At 73.2% G+C, this 18,147-nt stretch carries 16 protein-coding genes; 7 read left to right on the top strand and 9 right to left on the bottom strand.

Going from position 1 to position 18,147, the window contains the following annotated elements; genetic code table 11:
* The first annotated feature begins 16 nt into the window (after window positions 1-16).
* The 5 genes from WMF14_RS31815 (at window position 17) to WMF14_RS31835 (ending at window position 6,825) form a co-directional block, all read left to right on the top strand.
* Window positions 17-1,477, top strand: a complete 1,461-nt coding sequence (locus WMF14_RS31815; protein ID WP_437792333.1) for a PLP-dependent aminotransferase family protein — start codon at window positions 17-19, stop codon at window positions 1,475-1,477.
* Between the two features lie 106 nt (window positions 1,478-1,583).
* Window positions 1,584-3,305: a hypothetical protein gene (locus WMF14_RS31820; protein ID WP_437792335.1), complete on the top strand. Its 1,722-nt coding sequence runs from the start codon at window positions 1,584-1,586 to the stop codon at window positions 3,303-3,305.
* 118 nt (window positions 3,306-3,423) lie between these two features.
* Window positions 3,424-3,870, top strand: a complete 447-nt coding sequence (locus WMF14_RS31825) for an Rrf2 family transcriptional regulator (RefSeq protein ID WP_437792337.1) — start codon at window positions 3,424-3,426, stop codon at window positions 3,868-3,870.
* Between the two features lie 224 nt (window positions 3,871-4,094).
* Entirely contained in the window at window positions 4,095-4,421 is a 327-nt protein-coding gene (gene trxA, locus WMF14_RS31830; protein WP_272094669.1) for a thioredoxin, read from the top strand.
* A gap of 430 nt (window positions 4,422-4,851) precedes the next feature.
* The gene (locus tag WMF14_RS31835) at window positions 4,852-6,825 is read left to right on the top strand and encodes a serine/threonine protein kinase (RefSeq protein WP_437792339.1); all 1,974 of its coding nucleotides are present in this window, start codon (window positions 4,852-4,854) and stop codon (window positions 6,823-6,825) included.
* A 7-nt stretch (window positions 6,826-6,832) separates the two neighbouring features.
* Here the strand turns inward: WMF14_RS31835 and WMF14_RS31840 are convergent, their stop codons facing one another.
* The 9 genes from WMF14_RS31840 to WMF14_RS31880 form a co-directional block, all read right to left on the bottom strand.
* The gene (locus WMF14_RS31840; protein ID WP_437792340.1) at window positions 6,833-8,176 is read right to left on the bottom strand and encodes a hypothetical protein; all 1,344 of its coding nucleotides are present in this window, start codon (window positions 8,174-8,176) and stop codon (window positions 6,833-6,835) included.
* A 70-nt stretch (window positions 8,177-8,246) separates the two neighbouring features.
* Entirely contained in the window at window positions 8,247-9,992 is a 1,746-nt protein-coding gene (gene sat / locus WMF14_RS31845) for a sulfate adenylyltransferase (RefSeq protein ID WP_272094672.1), read from the bottom strand.
* Between the two features lie 129 nt (window positions 9,993-10,121).
* A complete protein-coding gene (locus WMF14_RS31850) occupies window positions 10,122-10,694 on the bottom strand; it encodes a Mov34/MPN/PAD-1 family protein (RefSeq protein ID WP_272094673.1) in 573 nt (190 codons plus the stop codon).
* Complete coding sequence (locus WMF14_RS31855) at window positions 10,688-11,638, bottom strand: PLP-dependent cysteine synthase family protein (RefSeq protein ID WP_437792343.1); 951 nt, start codon at window positions 11,636-11,638, stop codon at window positions 10,688-10,690. The genes WMF14_RS31850 and WMF14_RS31855 overlap by 7 nt, the downstream gene beginning before the upstream one ends.
* Window positions 11,635-11,994 (bottom strand): hypothetical protein, encoded by a 360-nt coding sequence (locus WMF14_RS31860; protein WP_437792345.1) that lies wholly within the window; start codon window positions 11,992-11,994, stop codon window positions 11,635-11,637. The genes WMF14_RS31855 and WMF14_RS31860 overlap by 4 nt, the downstream gene beginning before the upstream one ends.
* Window position 11,995: 1 nt before the next feature.
* Window positions 11,996-12,274: a MoaD/ThiS family protein gene (locus WMF14_RS31865; RefSeq protein ID WP_012238383.1), complete on the bottom strand. Its 279-nt coding sequence runs from the start codon at window positions 12,272-12,274 to the stop codon at window positions 11,996-11,998.
* Window positions 12,267-13,265 (bottom strand): HesA/MoeB/ThiF family protein, encoded by a 999-nt coding sequence (locus WMF14_RS31870; protein ID WP_437792347.1) that lies wholly within the window; start codon window positions 13,263-13,265, stop codon window positions 12,267-12,269. Before WMF14_RS31870 ends, WMF14_RS31865 begins: the two co-directional genes overlap by 8 nt.
* Window positions 13,262-14,323 (bottom strand): cysteine synthase A, encoded by a 1,062-nt coding sequence (gene cysK, locus WMF14_RS31875; RefSeq protein WP_437792349.1) that lies wholly within the window; start codon window positions 14,321-14,323, stop codon window positions 13,262-13,264. Before cysK ends, WMF14_RS31870 begins: the two co-directional genes overlap by 4 nt.
* A gap of 9 nt (window positions 14,324-14,332) precedes the next feature.
* Complete coding sequence (locus WMF14_RS31880; RefSeq protein ID WP_272094678.1) at window positions 14,333-14,812, bottom strand: RrF2 family transcriptional regulator; 480 nt, start codon at window positions 14,810-14,812, stop codon at window positions 14,333-14,335.
* Window positions 14,813-15,108: 296 nt separating this feature from the next.
* Here WMF14_RS31880 and WMF14_RS31885 point away from each other — a divergent pair, with 296 nt between their 5' ends.
* Together WMF14_RS31885 and WMF14_RS31890 are read left to right on the top strand one after the other, a co-directional pair.
* On the top strand, window positions 15,109-16,797 hold the full coding sequence (locus tag WMF14_RS31885; protein WP_272094679.1) for an acyl-CoA dehydrogenase family protein: 1,689 nt from the start codon (window positions 15,109-15,111) through the stop codon (window positions 16,795-16,797).
* A 498-nt stretch (window positions 16,798-17,295) separates the two neighbouring features.
* The gene (locus WMF14_RS31890) at window positions 17,296-18,102 is read left to right on the top strand and encodes a helix-turn-helix domain-containing protein (RefSeq protein ID WP_437792351.1); all 807 of its coding nucleotides are present in this window, start codon (window positions 17,296-17,298) and stop codon (window positions 18,100-18,102) included.
* The last annotated feature ends 45 nt before the right edge of the window (window positions 18,103-18,147 follow it).

An 18,147-nucleotide genomic window follows, 5' to 3' on the forward strand; every position in this document is an offset into this window, starting at 1 on the left:
CTGTACACTTCGTCTCGTGCAGGTGCAGGCGCCCATCGAAGCGGAAGCGGATGACGAGGCCCACCTCTACGACCGCGTGGCCGCGCACATCGCGGATCTGATCGCGCGCGGCACGCTGCGGCCGGGCGACCGGATCCCGTCGGTGCGGCGGCTCAGCCGGCAGCAGGGGGTCAGCGTCGCGACGGTGCTGCAGGCGTACATGCAGCTCGAGAACCGCGGGCTCATCGAGGCGCGCCCGCAGTCGGGGCACTACGTCCGCGCCCGCCGGGGCACGGCGCTGCCCGAGCCCCGGGCCGCGCGCGCCTGCACCACCGCCACGCGGGTCAGCGTGAAGAGCCTCGTCTCCAAGGTCTACCGGGCGTGTCGAGACCCGCACATCGTCCCGTTCGGCGCCGCGTGCCCGAGCCCGGAGCTCCTGCCGACCGACAAGCTGAACCGGATCCTCAGCGCGATCGCGCGGAGCGCGGGCGGCGCCGGCGTCTCGTACGATCCGCCGCCCGGCCTGCCGGCGCTGCGGCGGCAGATCGCCCGGCGCTCGGTCGAGTGGGGCGTCGTGCTCTCCCCCGACGACATCGTGACGACGGTCGGCGCCATGGAGGCGCTCCACCTCTGCCTGCGCGCGGTCGCCCGCCGGGGCGACACGGTCGCGCTGGAGTCGCCGGCGTACTACGGGCTCCTCCAGCTCATCGAGAGCCTCGGCATCAAGGCGCTCGAGGTCCCCTCGCATCCCCGCGCCGGCATGGACCTCGACGTCCTCGAGGAGATGCTGGCCCGCCACCGCATCAAGGCGTGCCTCGCGATCCCGAACTTCAACAACCCCCTCGGCAGCGCCATGCCCGACGAGGCGAAGGAGCGCCTCGTCGCGATGCTCGCGCGCCGCGAGGTGCCGCTCATCGAGGACGACATCTACGGCGACCTGCACTTCGGCGACGTCCGCCCCCGCCCCGCCAAGGCGTTCGACAAGAAGGGCCTCGTGATGCTCTGCTCGTCGTTCACGAAGACGGTGGCGCCGGGCTACCGGGTCGGCTGGACGGCGCCCGGCCGCTTCCTCGACGAGGTCGAGCAGCTCAAGTTCGCGCAGAGCGTGGCGACCGCGACGCTGCCGCAGATGGCCATCGCCGAGTTCCTCGAGATCGGCGGGTACGATCACCACCTGCGGACGCTCCGGCGCCGCCTGGCCGCCCAGGTCGCGCGCATGAGCGAGGCGATCGCCGAGCACTTCCCGCCCGGCACCCGCATCTCGCGCCCCGCCGGCGGCTTCGTGCTCTGGGTCGAGCTGCCCCCCGGCACGAGCGCGCTCGACGTGAACGAGCGCGCGCTCGAGCACGGCATCAGCGTCGCGCCGGGGCCGATCTTCTCGGCCAAGCACCGTTTCTCGAACTACATCCGGGTGAACTGCGGCTATCCGTTCACGGAGCTCAGCGAGCACGCGGTCCGGACGCTCGGACGGATCTGCGCCGAGGCCGCCGAGGGATGACGCGGTGGACGGCCGCGGCCGCGGCCGGCGCGCCCTGGATGCCGTACCCGCGCTGAAGTAGAACCTTCTCTCTCGATCGAGCGCCCGCCCCGACGAGCCCACGCCCTTGCGCCCCCGACATCCCGCGTCCCTTCCTTCGCCCGCGCCCCCGCCGACGCCCGCCCGCGCCGCCTGGGCGCTCGCGGCCTCGCTCGCTGTCCTGCCCGCGTGCCGCGCCGGGACGAGCGCCTCCCAGGGCGCGCCGGCGCCGGAGACGCTCCGCGCGCTGCCCGATCGAATCGACGGCAGCACCCTCCTCGGCGCGGACGCGCAGCGCGCAGCGCAGGCGGGCGCGAGCGCGCTCCGGGTGATCGGCGCGGACATGGCGTCCGACGGCGATCGGCTCGGCGCCTTCGTCGAGGTGCCCGCCGGCGAGTGCATGCTCGCGATGGCGCGGGTCTCGCCGACGATCAGCGACGTCGACCTGTTCGCCTTCGAGGACGACGGCAGCGCCTTCTCCACCGACGAGGCCGCCGACGCGCGCGCCTCCATCCTCGTCTGCCCGCCGCACCCGCGGAGGCTCTACATCATGGCGCGCGTGATGTCGGGCGCCGGGGCGGTGAGCGTCGGCGTGCAGAGCGTCCCGGTCAAGACGGCCGACGCGGTCGCCCGCGCCGTGGGCGCGCGTGGCAGGTCCGGCGACGAGAGCGGGCGCCTCGAGTCGTGGCCCGGCCTGGAGGCGAAGATCAGGGCGCGCCGCGCCGCCGTCGGCGCGCGCTGGGACGACGTCCGGCGCGTCGCGCTGCCCGTCGGCTCCAGGGCCGCGAGCCGGATCGGGGCCACCCTCGACGGCGGCCGCTGCCTCGACGTGCTCGTCTCCCCGAGCGACGAGGTCGCCTCGCTCGAGGTGGTCGCGGAGGACGAGACCGGCAGGGTCGTCGCGCGCGCGCGCGAGCGGGGCCAGGATCGCTCGCTGCTCCTCTGCTCTGCGGTCTCCGTCGAGCTCTCGATCGCGATCCGCTCGCGCGGCACGCAGGGCCTCGTGGCCGTGGTCGTGGGCCGCTCGCAGCCGGGCGCCGAGGCGGAGATCTCCGGCGCCACGCCGATCGAGCGCGTGACCGAGGGCCGCGACCTCGCCGAGGCGCGGGCGGACCACGGCCGCGCGCTCGCTGGCCGGGGCTACGGCGCGCCGCGCGTGTCGACCGGGGCCGCGCGGCTCGGCAGCCGGACGACGCTGCCGATCGAGCTGCCGGCCGGCTGCGCCCGGATCGACGTGCTGGCCGGCAAGCCGCTCGCCGACGTGCTCGCGGAGCTCTGGAGCGACGGCCACGCCCTCCTCGGCCGCGCCCGGGGCGGCGCCCGGGCGACGCTCTTCACCTGCGGGCGCGGCGGCCCCGCCCGCGTCGACGTCGAGTCGATGGCGCAGCCCGGCCCGTTCGCCGTGGAGGTCCGCAAGGAGCCCGAGGCCCCGCCGGCGCTCGTCGCCCATCCGCTCGCCGCCGCGAGGCTGCTCGGGCGCATGAGCGCCGCCGGCCCCGCCGACGCCGCGGGGGCGACCGGCGCGCAGGCGGTGGCGCTCGACGCCGCGCGCCTCAAGATCCTCCCGCTCGCGATCCCGGCCAACACGTGCGCCGAGGTGATCGCGGCGCTCGACGCCGACGGCGCGGGCGTCGATCTGCGGCTCGTCGACACCTCGACGGGGGAGAGCTCGCTCGCCAGGGCGCGGCACGTCGTGTCCGACAGCCGCTGCGCCGGCCCGGCGGCCATCCCCGCGTCGATCGAGCTGCGCCTCGCGGACGGCAAGGGAGAGGCCCTCGTGCTGATCCGCACCTCGCCCAGGTCGCGCTGAACGAGCAGGCGCCGAGGCGCGAGCGCGCGAGCGCGCGAACGCGCGAACGCTCGACCGCCCGCCGCGCCTTGACAGCGGAGCCCCCGGAGCCCTCAGATAACGGCCGAGGGGCCGTTCGATGTCCTCGGGTCGCTTCGCCATCGCCACGCACGCCCTCGCGCTGCTCGCCCAGTCCGACGAGAGCTGCGCGAGCGACGCGCTGTCGGCGAGCATCAACACGAACCCGGCCTTCCTGCGGCGCATCCTCGCGCGGCTGTCGCAGGCCGGGCTCATCGAGGCGCGGGAGGGCCGCTCGGGCGGCTATCGCCTGGCGAGGCCGGCGAAGAAGATCCGGCTGAGCGAGGTGTACGCCGCCGTCGAGCCGGAAGGCGCCATCGCGCCGAGCCCGTGCGAGCCGAACGCGAGGTGCCCGATCGGGTCGGGGATCCAGCGGGCGTTCGATGAGGTCGCGGAGGCGGCCAACGCAGGGCTGCTGCGCGGCCTCGCGCAGAAGACCGTCGCGGACATCGCGCTCCGGGCGCAGCACCTCGGCCGCCCAGCGTCTGCGTCGGTCAAGGCCGGCTGATCTCTCGGGCGCCTGGCCGCGCGGCGACGCCGCGCCCGACCCCCTGCCGCGGACGCACGCGACGGCGCCACGCCTGCGGGCGGCCAAGCCTCGCCCCTGGCAGAAACTGAAACCGTGCATATAACAGTTGGAGCGAGCGTGGCTGTCGAGGATCGGGCCGGCATCGCGCCGGCGCATCGCAGCCAGGTCCCGCTCAATCCAGAGAAGACCGAAAGGACAGCGCCATGGGCAGCAGCAGCAATGTCATCGAAGTCAACGACCAGAATTTCGCTCAGGAGGTCCTGCAGACGGACACGCCGGTGCTCGTGGACTTCTCGGCATCGTGGTGCGCCCCCTGCAAGCGGCTCGCGCCGATCGTCGACGAGATCGCCGCCGAGACGGCGGGCCAGGTCAAGGTGGTCAAGCTCGACGTCGACCAGTCGCCCGCGGCCGCGCAGCGCTTCGGCATCCGAGGTCTGCCGACGGTCGTCGCCTTCCAGAAGGGCGAGCCCGTCGGGCGCCACATCGGCCTCACGAACAAGAAGACGCTGCTCGCGCTCCTCGGACGTTGAGCACGCTGAGCACGCCGAGGGCATCGAGCGCGCCGAGCGCCTTGCGCGCATCGAGAACCCGCCGGCGATCGCCCGCGCGGTGACGCGCCCCACATCGCGCCCCCCGCGCGACGGAGACGCCACCACAGCTCGCGCCAGGACCGCCGAACGCCCGACATCGACCTTCATTTCGCGAGCGGCCCCCGCCTTCACCCCGGCCGCACGGGATGTGCGCGGCGCGCGGCCGTCGCATTGCGCGTCGGCCGTCTTCTACGGACGCAGCATCCCGTTGACACGACCACCCGATACGAGATTTTCTCGTCCGAGGAAGCCCAGCACTCCGCAACGCCGCTCGCTGCCGCCTGTCGAGGCGGTCGAGGGTCGCCACGCGGATCCCTGCCGGTGTGGGTTTTTCTGGCACGGCGCGACCGAGCCTGGCTTCCCGGACGCCATGGCCCTGTTCGACGACGATTTCGAGACGCTCGAGCAGCTCCCCGAGATGCGAAAATCTCGCGGGAAGGGCGGAGATTCGCACGGCCAGAGCCCCACCCCCGTGAGCCTCGGGCGCGCCCGCGCGGAGCTCACGGATCTGTCGAGCGACGGTCCCCGCTACGAGATGCGGTCGCTGCTCGGCGTCGGGGGGATGGGCGAGGTCCACTTCTGCAGGGACCGCCGCATCGGCCGCGACGTGGCCATGAAGGTCATCCGCGCCGAGCACCAGGGCGACACGACGCTGCGCCACCGGTTCCTCCGCGAGGCCCGGGTGCAGGGCCAGCTCGAGCACCCGTCGATCGTGCCCGTCTACGACCTCGGCGTGGACAGCAAGGGCTCGGCCTACTTCACGATGAAGCGCCTCCGGGGCCTCACGCTGGCGAGGATCCTGAACGAGCTCCGCGAGGGCGACGCGACGGCGCTCCAGAGCTTCTCGCGCCGCAGGCTGCTCACCGCCTTCTCGTCGGTCTGCATCGCCGTCGACTTCGCGCACTCGCGCGGCGTGCTCCACCGCGACCTCAAGCCCGCCAACATCATGCTCGGCGATTTCGGCGAGGTGTACCTGCTCGACTGGGGCGTCGCTAAGCTCATCGACACGCCGCTCCAGACCATCGACATGGGCGAAGATCCCATGAGCACGCGGACCATCCCGGGCGACGTGCTCGGGACCCTGGGGTACATGTCGCCGGAGCAGGCGCAGGGGTGCGTCGACACGCTCGACGTGCGCAGCGACGTCTACTCGCTCGGCGCGATCCTCTTCGAGCTCCTCACGCTCAAGCCGCTGCACCCGAAGAAGGACCGCACCGAGATGCTCGACTCGCTCATCCACGGCGCCGACGCCCGGGCGTCGGTGCGCGCGCCCGAGCGCGAGGTGCCGCCGGAGCTCGACGCGATCTGCGTGACGGCGACGCGGCGCGAGCCCTCCGAGCGCTACCCGTCCGCCCGCGCGCTCTACGAGGCGGTCGAGCGGTTCCTCGACGGCGACAAGGACGTGGAGCTCCGCCGCGACCTCGCGGCGCGGCACGCGGGGCTGGCCGAGGAGCGCGTGACGGAGGCGCTCGCCGGCGGCAAGGAAGCCGAGGGCGCCCGGAAGGCGCTGCTCAGCGAGGTCGGCCAGGCGCTCGCCTTCGATCCGTCCAACGAGCGCGCCCTGGAGACGCTCCGGCGCGTCCTGACCGAGCCGCCGCGCGAGATGCCGGCGGAGGTGCTCGCCGAGCTGGACGCGGCCGCGGCGGCACGGCACCGGCTGCAGCTGCGCGCGGGCATGCGCGCCGAGCTGCTCGCCACGGCGATCGCGACGCTGGTCGCCGCCGTGTGGCTGGGCATCCGGGAGTGGCAGGTCTTCGCCTTCATCCTGGGCTTCACCGCCCTCGCGGCGCTGATGAAGTTCCTCGCCGCGCGCGTCGTCCACCGCCCGTCCGCGGAGTGGTACGCCTACGCCGGCTTCGTCTTCAACGTGCTCAGCTTCCTGTGCATCGGCCGCGGCTTCGGCCCGCTGCTCTTCATGCCGATGCTGCTCGTCATCCTCACGTACGGCAACTCGTTCACGTACCGGACGGCCTACCGCTTTGCCGTCGTCGTGACGAGCTGCGTCGCGGTGCTGGCCGCCGCGTGGATCGAGTACTCGGGCGTCCTGCCCCGCTCGTACGAGTTCGCGGGCGGCGCGATGGTCATCCTGCCCCAGGCCGTCGAGCACTCGAAGATCGCGACGATGACGGCGCTGACGCTGACGACGCTGTTCATGCTGGTCGTGCCGGCGTTCATGATGGGCCAGCACCAGCACGCGCTGCGCGCCGCGGAGCGACGCGCGTTCCTGCAGGCCTGGCAGCTCCGCCAGCTGCTGCCGGAGCGGGCCCAGCCCGGCGCCGTGACCAACCCGGGCCCGGAGCAGGCCCCGCGCCGCCGCCCGAGGCGCCCCGGCGCCCCGGTGTGAGCGGGGGTCAGTCCATCGGCCAGACCGCGACGACCCAGACCGGCGAGCCGCCGCGCGCGGACACGCGGAGGGCGGCGCTCTCCTCGATCTCGGAGCAGAACGCGACGCCGGCGCTCTCGCCGTCCTCGCCGGCGTCGTCGCGCCCGGCGCGGTCGCCGAGCTCGACGGAGATCCGGAGCGCGCGCAGCTCGCCCCGGGCCAGCGCCGCCCCCGCGAAGTAGCAGCGGCCCGGCTCGACCTGGACCGGGACGAGCGTGTCGCCCTGCGCGCCGATCGCCTCGGCGATCGCCTGCGCGCGCGGCGCGGGCGCGTGGCGGCGGCGCAGGGCGGCGGCCAGGTTGCCCCGGGCGCGCGCGCCGAAGTGCCCCGGCACGAACGCGGACATCGGCCACTGCGCGTCGGACAGCACGACCTTCACCGGCCCCGCGGCCCCGAGGAAAGGCACCTCGACGACCCCCTGCTCGCCCAGACAGAAATCGAGCCGCGCGTCGGGCGCGTCGGACCTGTCGCGATCGAGCACCCTGCCCGTGGTCTCCTCGCGCGCCTCGGCGTCGAGGTCGGTCGCGCGGCGCAGCGTGGCGCTCGGCACCTCGGCCATCAGGTCGAGGCGGTGGCAGCCCTCGGGGAGCCTGACCGAGAACTGCCCCGTCCCGATCGACGAGGCGCGCATGTCGGTCGGAGCGACGCGCGGCGCCCCTTCCGCCTGCGCGCGCCGCGCGGCCCGCGCGACCCGGGCGTCGAGCGGCCCCGGCTCGGAGGGCCGCCCAGGGTCGCCGCGCGGCGCGACGGGCCCGGACGCGCGCTCCGGCAGGATGGCCTCGACGCGCTCCAGCGGCCCGCTCGACGCGGCGACGACGACATCGAACGCGCTGCGCGTCGAGAGCACCTCGACCGCCAGGCGGCGCAGCCCCTCGCGCTCGGCCCCGCACAGCGTGATCGCCGCGACCCCGGTGACGCTGGCGACGCGGCGGTCGTCCTCGGGCTCCGCGCCGCGCAGCCGGTGGATGAGGCCCTCGAGCGCGGGGACGCCGCCCGACGGCCCCTCCGGCGAGAGCGTGAACTCCGCCGTGCGCGGCGCGAGGAACGCGGCGGTGAGGCACTCGTCCGCCGCCGCGCCGGCCGCGCCTGCCACGCGGGCCGGGCCGGCGGGCGGATCGATCGCCACGATCCGGGCGCGACCGTGCTCGAGGAACATGGGGGGGAGGCGCGCGACGCGCGCGCCCGAGAGCGACCACATCCGCGCGACGCGCGCGGCGTCGTCGCTGAGATCCGCGCGCGCCGGCGTCCCCGCGGAGACGCCGGCGAGCGCGGCGAGGAGCGAGATGACCGCGGCGCGCGCCGCGCGTGCCACGCGCGCCACGTGAGGGGCCGCGCGGCCCCGCTCGACGGCGCCGCCCGCCGCGGCCCTCAGGCGCCCGGGGCTACGACGAGCTGCGCATCGACTCGATGAGGATGCGCGCGACCTCCGGACGGGAGAACTCCGGCGGCGGCAGCTCGCCGCGCTGGAGCAGCTCGCGCACCTTCGTCCCGGACAGATTGACCTGCGTCGACGCATCGCCAGGCGCCGTCTTTGCCGTGGCCATCGCGCCGACCACGGTCGAGTAGAACGCGTTCTCGAAGTTGAGCGTGGTGATGCCGAGCTCTCCGGGGCTGAAGGCATTGAAGATCTCCTGCGCGTCGTACGTGCCGTAGTAGCTGCCGACGCCGGCGTGATCGCGCCCCACGATGAAGTGGGAGCAGCCGTAGTTCTTCCGCGCCAGCGCGTGGAAGATCGCCTCGCGCGGCCCCGCGTAGCGCATCGCCGCCGGGTAGATCGAGAGCAGCACGCGGTCCTTCACATAGTACTTCGCGATGAGCTCCTCGTAGCAACGCATCCGCACGTCCGCCGGGATGTCGTCCGACTTGGTCGCGCCGACGAGCGGGTGGATCATCAGGCCGTCGCAGATCTCCAGCGCCGTCTTGGTGATGAACTCGTGCGCCCGGTGGATCGGGTTCCGCGTCTGGAACCCGACGATGCGGCGCCAGCCCTTCTCGGCGAAGTACGCCCGCGTCGTCGCCGGGCTCCGGTCGTACGCCGGGAACGCCGAGTCGACGGGCCGCTCCAGCACGCGGATCTCGCCGCCGACGTACACGGGGCCCGTGCTCATCAGGTAGGCGACGCCCGGGTGCTTCGTCTCGGTCGTCCGGAACACCTCCTGCGCCTCGAGCTCCTTGTTGGGCCGCCACTTGTCGCTCAGCTCGATGACCGCGACGATGCGGCCGTCGCGCGCGCGGAGCGCCGCCTCGGAGCCCACGCGGAGCCCCTCGGCCGCCTGCTCGGAGACGGCGAGCGTGATCGGCATCGACCACGGAAGGCCGCTCTCGAGCCGCATCTCGCGCACGACGCGCAGGTAGTCCTTCGAGTTCATGAAGCCGCGCAGCGGGGAGAACGCCCCGACCGCGATCATCTCGACGTCGCTCTCGGTCCGCTCGTCGAGCTCGATGACCGGCAGCCCCTTCGCCCGCTCCGCGAGCGACGCCTTCGCCGCGCCCTCGACCCACCGGTTCACGAGCTCGCCGCCGTGCGGCGCGATGAGCCCGCGCGCGCCGCCCGCGGCCGCCCCCGCGGCGGCCGCGCCGGACACGGCGACCGCGGCGCCGCGGCGCGGGACGTAGCCGAGCTCCTCGAGCTTGGCGAGGATCTTGGCGAGGCTCTCCTCCTTCGTCTCCTTGCCAGTGTCGACGACCACCTCGGGGCTCTCGGGCGCCTCGTACGGATCGTCGATGCCCGTGAAGTTCTTGATCTCGCCCGCGAGCGCCTTCTTGTAGAGCCCCTTCGCGTCGCGCTCGGCGAGCACGGGGATCGCGCAGGAGCAGAACACCTCGACGAAGTGGGGGATCTGGGCCCGCTGCTCGTCACGGATCGCCTTGTAAGGGCTGATGGCGGCCGTCATCGCGCACGCGCCCGACCGGGCGATGAGCTTCGCCACGTATCCGATTCGCCGGATGTTCGTATCGCGGTCCTCCTTCGAGAACCCGAGGCCCTTCGAGAGGTTGGTGCGCACCTCGTCGCCGTCGAGCACCTCCACGTGGACGGAGCGGGCGCGGAGCTCGGCCGAGAGCATCGCCGCGAGCGTGCTCTTGCCAGCGCCGCTCAAACCGGTGAACCAGACAACAAAACCTGACATTTAGGCAACTCCTTCGATGATCAAGTGACGACTACGGACTCGGCCGCTCCGGGCCTCGGGTGCGGACCCCTCGACGAGCGGAGGAGGGCTGCGCGAGAGCGCGCGGACGCGCGCCCCGGCGCGATGAGCTCAATCGACGACGGAGAACGTCGACGCGACGAACGCGGCGCCGTCCCACACGAAGAGGCGGTGCTCGGCGATGCGGGGCGCCTCCTCCGGACGCCCTTCGCCGGAGCCGCCGCGCACGCTGGTGACGAGGAACGCGAGCGGGAACGCCGGCCCGGGCCCCATCACGATCGGGGCCCCTTCCTCGGCCGGCGGCTCGCCGCCGCTCATCATGGCAGCGTCCGTCGGGCTGAAGTAGGCGCCGGCGTCGAGGTGAGAGTGATAGAGCACCTTCACCGGGCGCCCCGCCGAGGCGCCCTTCTCGACGGCGTCGGAGAAGCGCTTGCCGTTGAAATCGAAGAACGTCCGCGCCGTCCGGAAGTACCGCTCCGGATCGACGGCGTGGAGCTTGTTCGCGATGTTGTCCATCCGGACGTGCTCGTCACAGAGCAGCGGCTCGTCCGCGGGCCCCTTCAGGTACCCGCAGGCCTCCTCGTCGCGCGCGTAGCCCGCGAGCGCCTCGTCCTCGACCGCCTTGAGCACGCTCGCCTTGAGGACCACCCCACCGGCGGTCCACGGCTGTGGAGACATCACCATAAGTAACGCTTCTCCCATTTCATGGGCGCAAAATAGCGGTCGCCCCGGTCGGGGACAATCGCCACGACGCACCCTCCTTGCTGTTCGCGGTGCAGGCGCTTCGCGATCTCGAAGGCCGCGAAGATCGCCGCGCCGCCCGAGTGCCCCACGTGCAGCGCCTCCTCGCGCGCGAGGCGATCGGACATGTCCCAGCCGTCCTCCGTCGTGATGCGCATCGTCTCGTGGTACGCGCCCTCGTCGTGGATGGCGGGCACGAGCGAGCTCGGCAGGTGCTTGAGCCCCTCCAGCCCATGGAGCGCCTCCGTGGGCTCCACGGCGATGCAGCGGATCGGGCGGTGGTGCTCGCGCAGCCGCCGGCTCGTCCCGACGATGGTGCCGCTCGTGCCGATGCCGGCCACGAAGTGCGTGATCCTGTCGCCGACCGCCTCCAGGATCTCGCGCGCCGTACCGTGGTAGTGGGCGAGCGGGTTGTCCTCGTTCGAGTACTGATCCGGGTAGAAGTACCGCTCCGGATCCTTCTCGACCAGCGAGCGCACGAGGCGGATGGCGCCGTCGGAGCCCTCCATCGGGTCGCTGAAGATGAGCTCCGTGCCGAACGCGCGCGCGATGTCCTTGCGCGCCTTCGACACGTTCGACGGCATGACGAGCGCCACCTTGAAGCCCATCGCCGCGCCGAAGAGCGAGTAGGCGACCCCGGTGTTGCCGCTCGTCGAGTCGATGAGCGTCTTCTGGCTGGTGAGGCGGCCGTCCGCGGCGGCGCGGGTCATCATCCGCAGCGCGGCGCGATCCTTCACCGAGCCGCCGGGGTTCGCGAACTCGAGCTTGGCGTAGACCTCGACCGACGGCGTCTCGCGGCCGACGCGCGAGAGGCGCAACAGCGGCGTGTCGCCCACGGCGTCGACGACCGACCCCAGGCGCCGGGAGCGGGCGAGCGAGTGCCTCATGACGGGTCGACCTCCCCCGCGCTCCCCTGCCCCGCGCTCCCCGCGCTCCCCGCGGCGCTGCCCTGAGCCAGCGCGGCGCGCATCGCGGCGAGCGCCGCGCGCGCGCCCGCGAGCACGGCGCGCGCGGCGGGCGAGGCGACGAGCTCCGCGGGCGCGAGCGCGGCGAGGTCGATCGCGCCCTCCGCGAGCGCGCCGAAGCCGGCGCCGCGCGCGTAGCGCTCCGCCACCTCGTGCGCGAGCGGCGGCGCGTCGCTGCCGCCGCCGAGCACGCGCGCCGTCGCCGCCTTGAGCCTCGCCTGTCCCTCTGGACCGATCTCCGCGAGCAACACCTGGCGGAGATAGCGCGGGTCGTCCACCTCAGCCCCCGGCGATCGCGGGGACGATTGCCACCTGGTCGCCGCCCTTCACGGGCGTCTTCAGCCCGTCGAGGAAGCGGATGTCCTCGTCGCCCACGAAGATGTTCACGAAGCGCCGCACGCCCTTCTCGTCGAGGAGTCGGTCGCGGATGCCGGGGTAGCTCTTCTCGAGGTTCTCGATCAGCTCGCCGACGGTGCCGCCAGCGGCTTTGACCTCGTCCTGCCCCCCGGTGAGCGTGCGGAGGGGGGTCGGGATGCGGACGGTCGCGGTGTCAGCCATGGTCTTGCTCTCCAGTCTTGAGGTGGGTCGAGGATCCGCTCTCGCGGTCCTTTACAGCAGGGGTCGGGGATCCGCCTTCGCGGTCCCCTTCAACGTGGGTCGGGGATCCGCCTTCGCGGTCCCCTTCAGCAGCGGTCGGGGATCCGCCTTCGCGGTCCCCTTCAGCAGCGGTCGGGGATCCGCTCTCGCGGTCCCCTTCAACGTGGGTCGGGGATCCGCTCTCGCGGTCCCCTTCAGCAGGGGTCGGGGATCCGCTCTCCGCCGTGCACGCGACGACGTAGCGGGATGCGTCGATCGTCGCGATCGCGGCGCGCGCCCCGCAGAGGTCGCAGGCGGGCCGCGCGGAGACAGGGACGCTGCGCAGCGTGTCCGTGAGGCCGTCGTACGTCGCGATCCGGCCGAAGATCGACGCGTCGCCCGCGAGGATCGCCAGCGCGCGATCCGCCGCGATCGCGCCGGCCACGCCGCACACCGGGCCAGCCACGCCGGCCGTGGCGCAATCCGGCGCGTCCCCGGTCGGCAGGTCCTCGAAGAGGCAGCGGTAGCAGGGCGCCCCCTCCCCCGCGACCGCCATCACCGTCGCGCGCCAGCGGATCGCGGCGGCATGGACCACCGGCGTCCTCGTCAGGCGGCACACGTCGGCGATCAGGAACCGCGACGCGAAGTTGTCGGTCGCGTCGACCACCACGGAGACGCCCGGCATCAGCCCCGCCGCCGCGCTCGGCGCGAAGCGGCCGTAACGGCGATCGACGCGGAGCCCGGGGAAGCGGCGGCGCAGGGCCTCCGCGAACGCGTCGAGCTTCGGCCGCCCGACGTCGTCGTCGTCGAACAGGATCTGACGATGCAAGTTCGTCAGCTCGACCTGGTCGTCGTCCACGACCCGGAGCTCCCGCACCCCGGCAGCGGCGAGCGCGAGCGCGGCGGGCGCGGCGATCCCCCCCGCCCCGACGAGGAGGACGCACCCGCGGATCGCCTCGCCGCCGCCGCTCATCGGAAATACTCGTCCAGGCTGAAGTAGCGCTCGCCGGTGTCGCAGAGGACGGTCACCACGTTGGCGTCGGGGCCGAGCTCGCGGGCGACGTCGAGCGCGACGCGCACCGCGGCGCCAGCGCTGATGCCGACGAGCAGCCCCTCCTGACGGGCCAGCGCCGCCTTCGTGTCGTACGCGGCGCGATCGCTGACCGTCCGCACCTCGTCCACCACGCTCGGATCGTAGTTCTCGGGGACGAACCCGGCGGCGAGCCCCTGGATCTTGGTGGGCCCGCGCTCGCCGCGCGAGATCGTCGCGCACGACTCGGGCTCGACCGCGATGACGCGCGTCGCCCGGCGGAGCCGCTTGAGCACGCGCCCGACGCCGCTCACCGACCCGCCCGTCCCCACGCCGGCGACGAACGCGTCGATCGTCAGCGACTGCCGGGGACCGGGCCGCCCCGGCGCGTCGAGGCCGGCCATCGCGTGCAGGATCTCCCGCGCGGTCGTCTCCGCGTGGACGCGCGGGTTGTCGGGGTTGTCGAACTGGCTGAGGATGAGCGCCCCCGGGATGTCCGCCGCGAGCTCGCGCGCCCGGGCGATGGCCCCCTCCATCTGCAGCTCGGGCTCGGTCAGGACGACCTCCGCCCCGTAGGCCTCGAGCAGCTGGCGCCGCTCCAGGCTCATGCTCGCCGGCATCGTCAGGATGCAGCGGTACCCCTTCGCCGCGCACACGATCGCGAGCCCGATCCCGGTGTTCCCCGACGTCGGCTCGATGACCACGCCGCCCGCGCCGAGCAGCCCGCGCGCCTCGGCGCCCTCGATCATCGCGAGGCAGATCCGGTCCTTCAGCGAGCCGCCCGGGTTCTGCTGCTCGGCCTTCCCGAAGACGCGCCCCCGGGGCGTCGCCGCGTCGACGCGGCGGATCTCGTAGAGCGGCGTGTCGCCGACGAGGTCGAGGAGGCTGTCGACGACGCGCGGGTGCGACGGCAGCGGCGGGAGCTGCGCTGCGCGCTCCGCGGGTGCGCCGGGTGCGCCCGGTGCGCCGGTGGATTGTGCGGATCGTTCGGGGCTGCTCATGGTGTCGGTTCAGATCACGTAGGTCGAGCGCTCTGGCCGCCCCTTGCGGCGCACGCCGAGCTCGACGCCGCGCTCGCAGACGTCGGCGATCGAGACCGAGTCGAAGCAGCGCTCGATCGCGAGCGCCAGATCGTGGAACACCGCCGTGGGCGGGTCGAGCGGCGAGCCCTCCGGCCTGCCGTCGTCATCCGGCGCGATCACGGCGACCGGCCCCTCCAGGGCGCGGACGACGTCGCCCAGGCTGATCTCGCTCGCGGGCCGCGCGAGGTGATAACCGCCGCGCGGCCCCCGCTTCGAGCTGATGAGCCCGGCCTTCTTCAGGTCCTGGAAGATCTGCTCCAGGAAGCGCGCAGGGATGACCTCACGCTCCGAGATCTCGCGGATCTGCGTCGGCCGCCCGTCGTTGTGGAATGCGATATCGAACAATGCGCGCACACCGTAGCGACCCTTGTTCGAGAGCTTCACCGCCAGCCATATGCATTGGTGCATCGGAGAAGTCAAGAACGGCACATTCAGCGACTTCCCCTTCTTTCCGTGCGACACAGCACCCGAACAGCGCACAAAAACCGGCGGTCGCGGCGAAATTACCAGCAGAGGTTCACCGTTCGCCGCGTCGCCGCGACGCGGCCTCGGCTTCCTGTTGAACCGGATGGGACGGGTTCAGTAGCTTCGAGCTCTATCGAGGCTGCGAGTCGCCGCGCGTGCACGGAGGGGCGCGCGGAACGTGATCGGCGCGCGGGCGTCGCACGGTTCGGGTTGCGGCGCACCAACCTAGGAGTCGGCCGGTGGCTTTCTATCAAGACCCCCCCACACTCGGGAACCAGTACGACGACGACCGCGTGCTGCGGTCCTATCTCGCGCGGGCCCTGCCGCGCGAGGTGGCCGCGTCGATAACGCCTTCGCTGCGGGAGATGGGCGAGCTCGCCGGCGGCCGCCTGTACCAGCTGCAGCTCGCCGATCGCGCGAACGAGCCGAAGCTCACGTCGTGGGACGCCTGGGGAAGGCGCGTCGACCAGGTCGAGGTGACCCAGCTCTGGAAGGAGGCGGCCCGGATCGCGTGCGAGCGGGGGGTCGTCGCGACGGCCTACGAGCGGGCGCACGGCGCGTTCTCGCGCGTCCATCAGTTCGCGCTGGCGTACCTCTTCGACGCGTCGAGCGACGTGTACACGTGCCCGCTCGCGATGACCGACGGCGCCGCGCGGACGCTCCTCGCGAGCGGCAACCACGCGCTCATCGACCGCGCCGTGCCCCGGCTGACGAGCCGCGACCCCGCCGCCGCGTGGACCTCGGGCCAGTGGATGACCGAGCGCACCGGCGGCTCGGACGTGGGGCGGAGCGAGACGGCGGCGCGCCTCGGCCCCGACGGGGCCTACCGGCTCCACGGGACGAAGTGGTTCGCCTCGTCCACCACGTCGGAGATGGCGCTCACGCTCGCGCGCCCCGAGGGCAACCCCGAGGGCAGCCGCGGCCTCGCACTCTTCTACGTGGAGCTCGCGGGCGAGGCGGGCCGCCGCGAGGGCGTGCTGATCAACCGGCTGAAGGACAAGCTCGGGACGCGCAAGGTGCCGACCGCCGAGCTCACGCTCGACGGGGTCCTCGCCACGCCGGTGGCGGGCCTCTCGAACGGCGTCCGGGCGATCGCGCCGATGCTCAACGTGACGCGCACATGGAACGCGATCGGCGCCATCGCCGGGATGCGCCGGGGGCTCGCGCTGGCGCGCTCGTACGCCCAGAGCCGAGTCCAGTTCGGCACGACGCTGGCGGAGAAGCCGCTGCACATGGACACGCTCGCCGAGCTCCAGGCCGAGTTCGAGGGCGCCTTCCACCTGACCTTCCGCGCGATCGAGCTGCTCGGGCGCGAGGAGACGGGCTCGCTCACCGACTCGGAGGCCAAGCTGCTGCGGCTGATCATCCCGCTCGCGAAGCTCACGACCGCCAAGCAGGCGGTGTCGGTGCTGAGCGAGGTGCTCGAGGCGTTCGGCGGGGCCGGCTACGTCGAGGACACGGGCCTGCCGCGCCTGCTCCGGGACGCGCAGGTCCTCACGATCTGGGAGGGCACGACCAACGTGCTCGCCCTCGACGCGCTGCGGGTGATCCTGAAGGACGGCTCGCTCGACATCCTCGCGGCCGAGGTGGCGCGCCTCCTGACCGGCGTGGTCGAGCCGAAGCTCGCCGAGGCCGAGACGTCCGCGTCGCGCGCGGTGTCGCACGCCCGCGCGTGGATCAAGGAGATGGCCTCCGCCGACCGCCCCGGCCTCGAGGCGGGCGCCCGCCGGGTCGCGATCACGCTGGGCCGGGCGCTGCAGCTCGCCCTGCTCGTGCGACACGCCGCGTGGGCCATCGACCGCGAGCGCAGCCGGACCGCGCTGGCCGCCGCCGTCCAGTTCGAGCGCAACGGCGTCGACTGCATCCGGGACCACGATCGCGACACGATCGAGGCCCTCGCCGAGACGCGACAGCGACCCGACACCTGAACAAATGGTGGGGTCCACCCACTGAACAAATCCATCCGGCAACCCGGGTGCGGCGACGGCGCGAGGCCGGCGTGGCGTCGTGATCCGCGCCCCATCCGCGCGCCTCGACGATTTTTCCGGGGTCGCGCTGCATTCTGATCGTACGGAATTAACGTTTGGTTTCGGACGGTTGCGAATGCCTGTTCGTCCTGGAAGCGGACGGCATTTGTCCTAGCGGCTTGCGAAGGCACTAGACGGGACAACCTGAACGGGCTTACAGTAATGCGTAGCTGCGGCGCTGAACGCGTGCCCGACGCGGGCGACGTGCGGGCGGGCCCGTCCATCGAGGCGGGCTCCGCCGGCGCGGCGCCCCCGGTGGGGTGAGATCCGCCTGCGCGTGCCTCCGGCGCGTGCGTGGGACTTCGTCCGCCTCCTGGACGGATCGGGCTCGCGTGGCCCCGGGCACGCGTGCGGCGCGCGGTGTGGGCGAGCGCACACGACGAGCTGCGAAGAGGCGAGATGAAGACGCAATACACGCTGCTGTCCGGCGAGACGGTCGAGTTCCCGACGCCGGCGGGCGAGCTCGGCGCCTTTCTGTCCCGGGTCCTTGCGGCGGCCAGGGATCCGTCGGTGTCCGACGTCGAGCTGCTGGATCTCGTGCTCGGCCAGGAGAACCCGTTGCTGGACAGGACCGCCGTCGCGGGCCGGAGCATCGCGACCGCCGACGTGTACCGCGACCCGACCTTCCACGTGATGCTCGACTGCGTCGCGCGGAAGCGCCTGCCGCCCGATTCGGCGGTCCTCACGCCGCGGACGCGCTTCACGATGACGGTGCCGGACGCCGCGCAGCAGCTCGGCATCTCGGAGAGCGCTGTGCGCCAGGCGATCTACGCGGGGCGGCTGCGCGCGAGCAAGGAAGGGGGCACCTACTACCTCGATCCGCAGTCGGTGGCGGGCTACCGGGTGAGCAAGCGGGGACCGCGGCGCCAGGACCAGATGGCGAAGGGACCGCCCGGGGCCGCGCTCGACGCGCGCATCGGCTCGGGGCCGGACGCGAGCTTCCGGGTGAAGCACAGCCGCGACGACTTCGAGCTGACGGAGAAGCGCGGCCCGGAGTGGACGGGCATGATCCCGGCGGGGTGGCGGCGGATCGCGGTGCTGGGCACGTCGAAGGACCGCTCGCGCTACTGGGAGATCGAGCCCGCCGACGGCGAGAGCGTGCTGCACTTCGAGGGGTTCTACCTGCGCGGCGGCTTCCGCATCGTCGAGACGGTGAGCACGTCGCAGCGGGCCGTGGCGGCGTTCAAGGATTTCGAGCCGCGATGAGCGGCGGCGGCGGAGGCGCGGTGAGCGGGGGAAACGCGGGCGCGG

It is taken from the genome of Sorangium sp. So ce693 (assembly GCF_051521375.1).
Taxonomy (GTDB): Bacteria; Myxococcota_A; Polyangia; order Polyangiales; family Polyangiaceae; genus Sorangium; species Sorangium atrum.

Bases quoted from the DNA above. Each gene is read 5' to 3' on its own strand.
- cysK (WP_437792349.1), bottom strand. From the start codon at position 14,323: ATGAGCAGCCCCGAACGATCCGCACAATCCACCGGCGCACCGGGCGCA.
- WMF14_RS31835 (WP_437792339.1), top strand. From the start codon at position 4,852: ATGGCCCTGTTCGACGACGATTTCGAGACGCTCGAGCAGCTCCCCGAG.
- WMF14_RS31870 (WP_437792347.1), bottom strand. From the start codon at position 13,265: ATGAGCGGCGGCGGCGAGGCGATCCGCGGGTGCGTCCTCCTCGTCGGG.
- sat (WP_272094672.1), bottom strand. From the start codon at position 9,992: ATGTCAGGTTTTGTTGTCTGGTTCACCGGTTTGAGCGGCGCTGGCAAG.
- WMF14_RS31850 (WP_272094673.1), bottom strand. From the start codon at position 10,694: ATGGTGATGTCTCCACAGCCGTGGACCGCCGGTGGGGTGGTCCTCAAG.
- WMF14_RS31880 (WP_272094678.1), bottom strand. From the start codon at position 14,812: ATGCACCAATGCATATGGCTGGCGGTGAAGCTCTCGAACAAGGGTCGC.
- WMF14_RS31865 (WP_012238383.1), bottom strand. From the start codon at position 12,274: ATGGCTGACACCGCGACCGTCCGCATCCCGACCCCCCTCCGCACGCTC.
- trxA (WP_272094669.1), top strand. From the start codon at position 4,095: ATGGGCAGCAGCAGCAATGTCATCGAAGTCAACGACCAGAATTTCGCT.
- WMF14_RS31855 (WP_437792343.1), bottom strand. From the start codon at position 11,638: ATGAGGCACTCGCTCGCCCGCTCCCGGCGCCTGGGGTCGGTCGTCGAC.
- WMF14_RS31890 (WP_437792351.1), top strand. From the start codon at position 17,296: ATGAAGACGCAATACACGCTGCTGTCCGGCGAGACGGTCGAGTTCCCG.
- WMF14_RS31825 (WP_437792337.1), top strand. From the start codon at position 3,424: ATGTCCTCGGGTCGCTTCGCCATCGCCACGCACGCCCTCGCGCTGCTC.